Below are 8,828 nucleotides of genomic sequence, written 5' to 3' on the forward strand. Positions count from 1 at the left end.
CGCCGCCGACCGGCAGGTCGGGCAGCAGGGCGAGTCGCGAGCGCGTGACCTGCAGGTCGCGCGCGGCCTGGGCGCGCGAGGCCTCCGCGCGCTCGAGGGCGAGCCGCGCGTCATTGAGTTCGAGCTGCGTCGACAAGCCCTCGCGATACCGCACGTCGGCGATCTGATAGGCGCGCTGCGCCTCCTCGACCGTGCCCGACGAGGCCTCCCACGCCGCGCGTGCGGCCCGCCACGTGGCATGGGCACTGCGCTGATCCAGGTCCGACAGTTCCTGCACCAGCTGCAACTGCTGCCGGCTCTCTTCGAGCGTGGCCTCGGCGATGGCGCGATTGGCCTTGCGGCGCCCGCCATCCAGCAGGGGCAGCGACACGGCGGCGCCGACGGTCCAGTCGCGCTGCTTGAAGGCCGGCAGCGGATCGTAGGCGTAGGCGATGAACGACGAGGTGAGGCTCACCTGCGGCTTGAACTGGGCCTGCGTCACCGCGACCGCCGCCTCGTTGGCCTGCACACCCGCTTCGACCTGCTTGACCGCCGTTCGATCCAGCGCCTTCAACCCGGCCTCGGCTTCGGCCAGCGCGGCCGTCCACCGACCGGCCAGCGCGCCGTTGGGCTCGGTCAGGTTGGCATCGAGTTCGAGCGGCTGATCGGCCGGCACGTTGATCAACTGCCTGAGGCGCAGATAGGCGAGGTCGCGCTGGATCGTGCTGCGGATCACGGCGGCGCGCTGGTTGTCGCGCGACACCCGGGCCCGCAGCACTTCGAACTCCGCAATCTGCCCCACCTTGAACTGCAGTTCGATCTGACGCAGCGTCTCGCCGGCCTGCGTCAGCGTGGCCTCGGTGATCGTCACGAGACGGTCGCTCAGCGCGGCGTCGTAGAACGCGGTGGCGACGTCGAGATCGAGCTGCGCGCGCGTCGTGGTGACGCCCAGCGTGGCCGCATCGCGACCGGCCCGGGCCTGTCGTTCCTGCGCGCGCAAGGTGCCGCCGTCGTAGACGCGCTGGGCGAACTGCAGGCTGGCCGTCCAGGTGTTGAGCTGACCGAACGGCAGGTCCGTGTCACCGCCCCCGCCGAACGGGTTGCCCGGAGGGCACTGCAGGAAGCGCTCGAGTTCGGCCACGCGCTGATCGACGGGCGCGCCGGCGTTGACGGTCAGCCCCGGACAGGGCGCCGCCGCCGCGTCGGTGTCGAAGATGCCGTCGAACTGGGTCTGCAGCGTGCGCTGGTAGCCGATCGCCGAGTTCAGCTGTGGGTACAGGCCGCTGCGCACGAGGTCGACCTGGCCGGACGCCCGCTTGACGCCGGCCTCGGCCGCCGCGACCTGCTCGCTGCCGCCCTCGGCCAGTTGCAGCGCCTCGTCGAGGGTGACCCGACGCACGGGCGTGGAAGACGACGCAGGCGGTGTGGGCGCCTGGCCGGAGACGGGCGCGGCCAGCAGCAGCCCCGCCAGCACGGCGGCCGACGCGGCACGAGGGGAACCGAAGGACTTATCCATGATGAACAGCGGCCTCAGGCGCGGGCGCGGAGTCCGGCGCGGCAACGGCTCGGACGCCGATGGCCCGCAGAAAGAACGTCACGTATCGCTGCGGCGCCTCCGCGGCGGAGTACGGGTAGCACTGGGGGTGTACGTCACGCCCCATGGCGTCGGCGAACACGACCCCGCTCAGGACGCTGGACGCCACGGCGATGTCGACGTCGGGCGCACACAGGCCGGCGTCGCGGAGTCGCTCCAGGTAGGCCCGCAGCGTGTGCTCGATGGACGTGCCGATCCGGTCGCCGATGCAGGCCATGTCCGGATGGGACTGGGCGTCGGCCATGGCCGCCTTGATCAGGCGGTTGTTCCGCAGCACGAACTCGAAGTGACGGGTCGTCCAGTCCAGAAGTTCGGCGGCCGGGTTGGCGGGCACCGTCGGCAGGACCGCTTCGTCCTGGAGCCGCTCGACCGATCGCAGGACCGCCTCGAGAATCAGCCCTTCCTTGGAGCCGAACTGGCGGAAGAGCGTGACCTCGTTGACCCCCGCCTCCTGGGCGATGCGTCGGGTGGTGGCCCCGCGAAAACCGGCGATGGCAAACACCTTCACCGCAGCCTCGAGCAATTGTTCGCGCACGTCCATGAGTCAGTGGGGTGCCGCACGACGCGGCAGGCCGTCCGTTGTACCTGAGAGGCGTCAGGAATGCAAGCAACCACTTGCTTTCCCTCGCGAAGTTCCGAACGGCCCACTCGAACTCGGCCGCAGTGCAAGCGCTTACTTGCGACGCCCTCCAAGGGACGAAGGTTCCCCGCCGGAAGTTCCGTTAGCCTGTGGCCGTGCTTCCCTGCGGCGTGAACCTGCCCTGGATCCGATACGGCGGCGACTTCGGCGCCAACGCGTGGTCCCCCGCCGGCGGGCTCTCGACCCGTGACCGCGACGACCTGGACCGCACGCTGGCCGCCGCGGCCGACGCCGGCGCCGAGGTCGTCCGCTGGTTCCTCTTCGGCGACGGGCGGGCGGGATTCGTGCTCGACGCGCAGGGCCAACCGTGCGCCCTGCAGCGCGTGGTGCTCGACGACCTCGCGGTGGCCCTCGACGCCCTCGCCCGCCACGGCCTGCGCATGGTGCCCGTCCTGTTCGACTTCACCTGGGCGGACGCCGCGCGACACGTCGAGGGGGTCACGCTCGGTGGCCGCGCGGCGCTGCTCCGCGATCCCGTGGCGCGCCACCGTCTCTGGCGGGCCGTGGACGACCTGCTGCTGGCCTTCGGGCGCCACCCCGGCATCGCGATGTGGGACCTGTGGAACGAACCGGAGTGGATGGTCGCGCCCTGGCGTCCGCCGGCGCGACGATTCGCCCCGCGTCGGCTGCGGCAGTACCTCGAGGAACTGCGACTGCACGTGCGCTGGCATGCCCGACAGCCAGTGACGCTGGGGCTCGCGAGCGCGGCCGGCCTGCCGCTCTGCCGGCACCTCGATCTCGACGTGCTGCAGGTGCACTGGTACGACCATCTCGATCGTCGTGCGCCACTCGCGCCGCGTCCACGCGTCGCGTGGAGCACGGCCCCGATCATCCTCGGCGAGTTCCCGACACGAGGCAGCGCCCGCGCCCCCGGTCACATCGTCGACACCGCGCGCGCGGCCGGGTACGCGGCGGCGTGGCCCTGGTCGCTGCGCGCCGACGATCGCAGCACCGATGCCGATGCGACGCTCGCGGTGCTGCAGGTGGCCGGCACGATGGCGCGCGCACCCGATCGGCCTGGCGACGCGCCTCGGTGACCGTGTGTGCGCCCTCGTCATGCCTGCATAAGACGCAACTTACGCTACACTTTCCTCATGCGTCGCCTGCGCGTGCTGTGTCTCATGCACGACTACCTCGTGCCCCCGGAGGACGACAGCAAGTACGACATCTCGGTGCCGTGGAAGACCGAGTTCGACGTCAAGAACACGCTCGAGGTGATGGGCCACGAAGTGCGCGTGGTGGGCGTCGGCGACGACCTGGCGGTGATGCGCACGGCGACCAAGGACTTCGCGCCGCACATCGTCTTCAACCTGATGGAGAACTTCACCGAGGTCGGCGTGTTCGATCAGAACATCGTCAGCTACCTCGAACTCCTCAAGGTGCCGTACACGGGCTGCAATCCGCGCGGCCTGATGCTCTCGCGCGACAAGGCGCTCTCCAAGCAGCTGCTGTCGTATCACCGCATCCCGGTGCCCGACTTCACCGTCTTCCGGGTCGGCCGGCCGGTGCAACGGCCCAAGCGACTCACCTTCCCGCTGATCGTGAAGTCCCTGACGCAGGAAGCGTCCATCGGCATCTCGCAGGCCTCGGTCGTCGAGTCGGACGACAAGCTGCGCGAACGCGTCCACTTCATCCACCGCAGCGTCGGCACCGATGCCATCGTCGAGCGCTACATTCCCGGCCGCGAGCTCTACGTGGGCATCGTCGGCAACCTGACGCTGAAGGTGTTCCCGGTCTGGGAACTGAACCTCGGCAACCTGCCGCGCGAGAACTGGCGCATCGCCACCGAGCGCGTCAAGTGGAGCGGCAGCTATCAGCAGAAGCACGACATCATGAGCGGCCCCGCCGCGGCCCTCGACGAGGGCGTGGCCGAGCGGATCCAGCGCCTGTGCAAGCGCGTCTACCGCACGCTCGATCTGAGCGGCTACGCCCGCATCGACCTCCGCCTCACCGACGAGGGCCGGGTCTACGTGCTCGAGGCCAACGCCAACCCGCAGATCGCCTACGGCGAGGACTTCGCCGAGGCGGCCGAAGCCGCCGGGCTGGCCTACGACCAGCTCCTGCAACGGATCATCAACTACGGCCTCGCCTGGCGCCCGGAACGGCGCGGCTAGGGGCCGCAGGGAAGGGTGGACGCGACGCACGCGTTTGGGACACAGTAGCGCCGAACCGCATGCGCATCCCTCGCGTCGCTCTCTGGCTCTTCGCCCTGTACCTGCTCGTGTACGTCGGCTTCATGGCGGTGGCGGCCTTCGCCCCCGGCCTGATGGCGACGACGCCACTGGCCGGACTGCCGCTCTCGCTCCTCTACGGCCTGCTGCTCATCGCCCTGGCCTTCGTCCTCGCCGCGCTGTACCTGCGCCTGGCCCGCTGAACCCGCCATGGTCTACGTCACCTCGCCGCTTGCCGTCGGCGTGTTCCTCGCCTTCGTGCTCGGTGTCCTCGCCCTGAGCTGGTGGCTCGGCCGCGGCGCCACGTCGGCCAGCGGCTACTACGCCGCCCACGGCCAGATCCACTGGTTCGTCAACGGCATCGCGTTCGCCGGTGATTACCTGTCCGCGGCGTCGTTCCTCGGCATCTGCGGCATGATCGCCTTCTACGGCTACGACGGCTTCCTCTACTCGATCGGGTATCTGGCCGGCTGGATCGTCGCCCTGTTCGTCGTCGCCGAACCGCTCAAGCGGATGGGCAAGTTCACCTTCGCCGATGCGCTCGACGCCCGCTTCCAGTCACGCGGCATCAAGCTGGCGGCGGCGATCAGCACGCTGGTGGTGAGCCTCTTCTACCTGATCCCGCAGATGGTGGGCGCCGGCGTGCTCATCAAGCCGCTGCTCGGCTTCTCGCACGCGTCCGGCGTGCTGATGGTCGGCATCGTCGTCACCATCATCGTCGTGACGGCCGGTATGGTCTCGACCACGTGGGTGCAGTTCATCAAGGGCGGGCTGCTGGTGGCCTTCTGCCTGCTGCTCACGGTGATGATCCTGCGGCGGGGGTTCGAGGTGCCGACCACCCTGCCGGTGACCCCGGTCAGCGTCGCGGAGGTCGAGCGGCAGGGGCCGACGATCGTCGACCCGGACTGGCCTGCCGCCACGTGGCTGCAGGTGCAGTTGCCCGGCGGTGCGGTGCATACGTACCGCCGTCTGCCCGACGGCCGTGCCCGCCTCACGCAGGTGGTCACGACCGGTCCCGACGGGACGCGGGTCGATGGCGTGCCCCAGGGCCTGGGCGACGGCCAGCACGATCTCACGCCGATTGGCGCCGTGACGGCGCTGCCCGGCGGGGTGACGCGCACGGGCCCGCTCGGGCCGATGGCGTTCCTCCGGACGTTCAACGAGGCCACCATCGAGACGTGGACCTCCGAGCGGCGCGAGATCTCGGGCGGGCGCATCGCCACCGTGTACACGCCGCGGACGCAGACGGGCGCCGACCTGCTGCAGCCCGGAGCAAGCCCGACCTTCAGGGGCGTGCGCAGCAGCGCCCTCTTCGACAAGCTCGATTTCCTGTCGCTGATGCTCGCGCTGTTCGCGGGCACGGCGTCGCTGCCGCACATCCTGATCCGCTACTACACGGTCAAGGACGTGATGGCCGTGCGCAAGAGCACGGTGACGGGCATCGGCGCCATCGGCCTGTTCTACGTCCTGACGCTGTACCTCGGGCTCGGCGCCATGACCAGCGGCGCGCTCGACGTCACCAACACCAACATGGCAGCGCCACTGCTGGCGCGCAGCTTCAGCGAGCCGCTGTTCGCCGTCATCTCCGCCATCGCGTTCACGACCGTGCTCGGCACCGTCAGTGGCCTGATCCTGGCGGCCAGCGGCGCGGTGGTGCACGACCTGCTGACCCACGTGGTCGGCATGGACCTGACCGACGATGCCAAGGTGCGCGCGGGCAAGATCGTCGCCGTGGGCGTCGGCATCGTCGCGATGCTGCTCGGCGTGGCGTTCGAGAAACTCAACGTGTCGTTCCTGGTCGGGTGGGCCTTCAACGTCGCGGCCTCGGCCAACCTGCCGTCACTCGTGATGCTCCTGTTCTGGAAGCGCACGACCAAGGAAGGCATCGTCGCCGCGATCCTCGTCGGGATGGCGAGTTCGCTCGGCTGGATCCTCTGCAGCGCGCAGGCCTTCAAGGACGTGTACGGCTGGCCGCCGGAGACCGCACCGGTCCCCTTCAGCCAGCCGGGGATCGTCACCATCCCGCTCGGGTTTCTCGTGCTCGTCGCGGTGTCACTGATGACACGTCCCTCTGAGCGCCAGATGGCGTCGGCGTCGGGCAGCTAGCGCGACGGTTCGCGCTCCACGAAGGCCGCCAGCGGGCGGAGCTGGGTGTCGACGGCGTAGTCGCCAACCTGCTCGCCGAGTCGGAAGCCGCTGTCGACGGCCGACCGGAAGTGGATGCCGGCCAGCATGCGTGACGCGCCGTTCTCGCGCGCCGCCTCCGACAGGCACCAGAACTGCCGACGGATGCCGGCATAGGGTGCCCCGCTCTCCATCGTGAACGAGACCAGGTCGGTGCCGAGCAGTCGCGCCATGGTGCGGGCGGCCGCGGCCCCGAGCACCGTGTGCGTGGACGGGTGATCCGGCACCGGCGGCGTCGGCAGGAAGCTGAGCCAGGTGGCGTCGCCCCCGTCACGAATGGCCGTCACTGGCCGCCAGAAGCGGTAGTGATACTTGCCCTCGAACCCCGCGATGAAGCCGTCGGCCATCGCGATGTTGACGAGCGCGTAGAACCGCGCACGATCCCAGGCATCCATCGGGCGTGTCTCGAGGACGGCGCGCGCCACGCGGTTCCACCCCTGCGTCGAGTTCTCGTACCAGAACTTCGCGATGGCGCTCTGCTCCTCGGTGCGCGTGCTGTCATCCGCCCGTCCGATCCGACGAATCTCGGCCACCTCGGCGCGGGCACGGGGGCTGCCTGGCGCGGGCGGAGGATCGGGCCGGAACTGCGACGCGGTCTGCAAGGCGAAGGGCGCGATGCCCCCCACTGCACGAACATCGCCGGCGTGAGATCGGGCGGCGTCGGCCGGTAGTCGCCGGCCACGTCACGCGGGACGTACGGCACCTCGCGATCGGCACCATCCACGGCGCGGAGGTCGAGCACCGCGCGAGCCGCCCGCCGCCCGACGACGATGCCGGCCAGCCGTGTCTGGGGGTCGGTCTCCCTGGCCAGCGCCTGCTCGTAGAGGGCGGCATAGGCATCGGCATGCTGCGGCAGGAGCGTCACCAGCACCTCGCGCGCGGCCGCGGCGACGGCGACGTCCACCGAGGCTCCCGGCACGGCCGGGGCGTCGAGCGCATACGGCTGGTACTTGCGGACCACGCTGTTGACGGCGTCGTGAATCGCCAGGTGCAGGATGGCGAAGATCCGCGACTCGGTGAGCGGGTCGGTCTCGGTCGAGGCCGCGGTCGTGGTGGCCACGACGTTCCAGCGTGTGACCTCGTCGGCCGCCGCCGCTGCCCGTGTGGGCAGCGGGTGCGCGAGTATCGCCGTGATCAGCAGGGCGCCGGCCAGGCCGGGTCGTTGGTCGATGAACATGATGCGTCCTCCGGGATGAATGCGGCTGGCCCGACGGGCGTGATGCCCTGGCCAGCACACCGGAGGAGACGGAACGGCGGCCGGCGCCGACGTGAAGGCAGGCTGAAGATTCGCTGAAAAGCCCCTGAATCGTCTGGACCTGTTACACTGACCGCGACGTCTCCACAGGCCCGCAGGACTTTTCCCGGCAGTGGGGGCGACATTCGCCTGCGAAAGGACCAGGTACGTTTTGTCGGAAACCCGCCTCAAGATTGCCCTCTTCATCGACTTCGACAACATCGAAATCGGCGTCAAGACCACCCTCGGTGGTCATTTCGACGTCGGCGCGGTGCTCGAAGCGATGAAGGAACGCGGCGAGGTGGTCACCAAGGTGGCATACGGGGATTGGACCCGCGCCGGTGACTACAGCCGCTCGCTCACTCAACACGCCATCCAGATGGTGCAGCGCAACTTGACGCCCGGTGGCGACAAGAACGGCGCCGACATCAATCTCGCGCTCGATGCGCTCGAGATGGCCTTCACCCACAGTCACATCAACGCCTTCGTGATCGTCGGCGGCGACAGCGACTTCATGGCGCTGGTCGAGAAGCTCAAGCTCTACGACCGGCAGGTCTTCGTCGTCGGCGGCCGCGCCTTCACGAGCGTGATCCTGCAGAAGAACTGCACGGAGTTCATCGCCTACGAGAACCTCATCGGGCGACGCGGCAGCAGCAGCCGTGGCGGCGCGAGCAAGGACGTCAAGGACGCCATGCCGCTGCTCAAGCGTGCCCTCAAGGTCCTGGCCGACCGCGAGGTCATGCCGCAGCTCGGCGTGCTCAAGAGCACGCTGCTCCAGCTGGACTCGACCTTCTCCGAGCGCGAGTACGGCGCCGGCACGTTCCGGGACTTCGTGCAGAAGCTCGAACGGGCCCAGCAGGTGACGCTGCGCGGTGACGAGCGCAGCCTGCTCGTCGAGCTGCGTGAAGGCGTCGAGGTGCCCGACTACGTCGCCAGCACGCCGCCGGTGGCGGTGCAGCATCACGCGCCGCGTGCCGCCGCCCCGGTGGCCCAGCCCGCGGCAGCGCCGCCGGCCGCGAGCCAGGC

Annotated in this window: 8 protein-coding genes; 5 read left to right on the top strand and 3 right to left on the bottom strand. The window is 69.7% G+C overall.

All coding sequences use genetic code 11. The annotated features are described in order from the left end of the window. Positions 1 to 1,495: TolC family protein (locus Q0C41_RS27350; protein ID WP_291989486.1), on the bottom strand; the 1,495-nt coding region annotated here is incomplete at its 3' end. Further along, a complete protein-coding gene (locus Q0C41_RS27355) occupies positions 1,488 to 2,114 on the bottom strand; it encodes a TetR/AcrR family transcriptional regulator (RefSeq protein ID WP_291989488.1) in 627 nt (208 codons plus the stop codon). The genes Q0C41_RS27350 and Q0C41_RS27355, both read right to left, overlap by 8 nt. 209 nt (positions 2,115 to 2,323) lie before the next feature. Here Q0C41_RS27355 and Q0C41_RS27360 point away from each other — a divergent pair, with 209 nt between their 5' ends. From Q0C41_RS27360 to Q0C41_RS27375, 4 genes are read left to right on the top strand one after another with little or no spacing between them, the layout of a single operon-like run. Then, positions 2,324 to 3,250, top strand: a complete 927-nt coding sequence (locus Q0C41_RS27360) for a hypothetical protein (RefSeq protein ID WP_291989490.1) — start codon at positions 2,324 to 2,326, stop codon at positions 3,248 to 3,250. Positions 3,251 to 3,307: 57 nt separating this feature from the next. Then, entirely contained in the window at positions 3,308 to 4,327 is a 1,020-nt protein-coding gene (locus Q0C41_RS27365; protein WP_291989492.1) for an ATP-grasp domain-containing protein, read from the top strand. 59 nt (positions 4,328 to 4,386) lie between these two features. Then, complete coding sequence (locus Q0C41_RS27370) at positions 4,387 to 4,587, top strand: DUF485 domain-containing protein (RefSeq protein WP_291989494.1); 201 nt, start codon at positions 4,387 to 4,389, stop codon at positions 4,585 to 4,587. Positions 4,588 to 4,594: 7 nt separating this feature from the next. Continuing rightward, the gene (locus tag Q0C41_RS27375; RefSeq protein ID WP_291989496.1) at positions 4,595 to 6,490 is read left to right on the top strand and encodes a cation acetate symporter; all 1,896 of its coding nucleotides are present in this window, start codon (positions 4,595 to 4,597) and stop codon (positions 6,488 to 6,490) included. On the opposite strand, the gene Q0C41_RS27380 is transcribed toward Q0C41_RS27375, so the two are convergent. Beyond that, positions 6,487 to 7,194, bottom strand: a complete 708-nt coding sequence (locus tag Q0C41_RS27380; protein ID WP_291989498.1) for a vanadium-dependent haloperoxidase — start codon at positions 7,192 to 7,194, stop codon at positions 6,487 to 6,489. The two genes, Q0C41_RS27375 and Q0C41_RS27380, sit on opposite strands and share 4 nt — an antisense overlap. A gap of 780 nt (positions 7,195 to 7,974) precedes the next feature. Between Q0C41_RS27380 and Q0C41_RS27385 the strand changes: the two genes are divergently transcribed. Next, on the top strand, positions 7,975 to 8,828 hold an 854-nt coding region (locus Q0C41_RS27385), incomplete at its 3' end, for an NYN domain-containing protein (RefSeq protein WP_291989500.1).

This window comes from Luteitalea sp. (genome assembly GCF_022842525.1).
Taxonomy (GTDB): Bacteria; Acidobacteriota; Vicinamibacteria; order Vicinamibacterales; family Vicinamibacteraceae; genus Luteitalea.